Raw genomic sequence first — 1,056 nt, forward strand, 5'->3', positions numbered from 1 at the left:
GGTTCGTTCCGACATTACCTGAACACATCGATCTGCTGAAGGACCTGCCCGGGGAGCTGGCTCAGGCATACCGCTCTAACGTCAACCGGTTCCTGGTGCATCTGGAAGAGCAGGGACAGTCATGGTCGCAACTGGTGCCTGCGGGCAGCGGTGCGGGTGCGCGTCCTGCTGCGCTTGAACAGGCAGTCAACGAGGGGATCCGGCATCATGGCTTGCCGACCGGTACGCGCGCTGCGCTCAACCAGGCCTTCGGGTTCAGGCTGCAAGGCGACACAAAAATAGTTCGGCTCATGCCGGATCTTCAGGAACACAAGGATCTGCTAAAAGATCTGCCCGAAGAACTGGATCATCGATACCGCTCAAGCGTCAAGCGGCTCCTAGTATATCTGGAAGAGCGGGGTCAGTCATGGTCGCAACTGGTACCTGCGGGCAGCAGCGGTGCGGGTGCGCGTCCTGCCGCGCTTGAACAGGCCATCAACGAGGGTATCCGGCATCACGGCTTGCAGACCAGCACGCGCGCTGCGCTCAACCAGGCCTTCGGGTTCAGGCTGCAAGGCGACATACACAGAGCGCCTGATCTTCAGGAGCACAAGGATCTGAGGAAGGTTCTGCCCGAAGAACTGAATAAGGTATACCGCTCTAGCATCAACCGGTTCCTGGCGCATCTGGAAGAGCAGGGTCAGTCATGGTCGCAACTGGTGCCCGCGGGCAGCGGTGTAGGTGCGCATCCTGCCGCGCTGGAACAGGCAGTCAACGAGGGGATCCGGCATCATGGCTTACAGCCCAACACGCGCGCAGCCATCAATCGGGCCTTCGGGTTCAAACTGCAAAGTAACGCAGAAAAGCGGGGATCATGATCTTTCCGCGTGAGCGGGGATAGGCCATTCCATTACACACAAGTCTGATTCTCAAGCTCGTGCACGTACCTGATGCCAGCAACGAAGTCTGAGAGTGACCCGGTTCGACGGACGGAACTGCAGTTGGTTTTAGCCAGGTGTGGATCCTCCTGTTGCGTCGCGGGTTGTCCACGGCCGGGCGGCGGGTCGCCTGTCTCGA

1 protein-coding gene is annotated in these 1,056 nt (G+C 59.8%); it reads left to right on the plus strand.

Features of this window, described 5'->3' with window-relative positions; translation table 11 throughout:
• Positions 1-857: hypothetical protein (locus HV796_RS42675; RefSeq protein WP_175233609.1), on the plus strand; the 857-nt coding region annotated here is incomplete at its 5' end.
• Between the last annotated feature and the right edge of the window lie 199 nt (positions 858-1,056).

It is taken from the genome of Paraburkholderia humisilvae, from assembly GCF_902859855.1.
Classification (GTDB): domain Bacteria; phylum Pseudomonadota; class Gammaproteobacteria; order Burkholderiales; family Burkholderiaceae; genus Paraburkholderia; species Paraburkholderia humisilvae.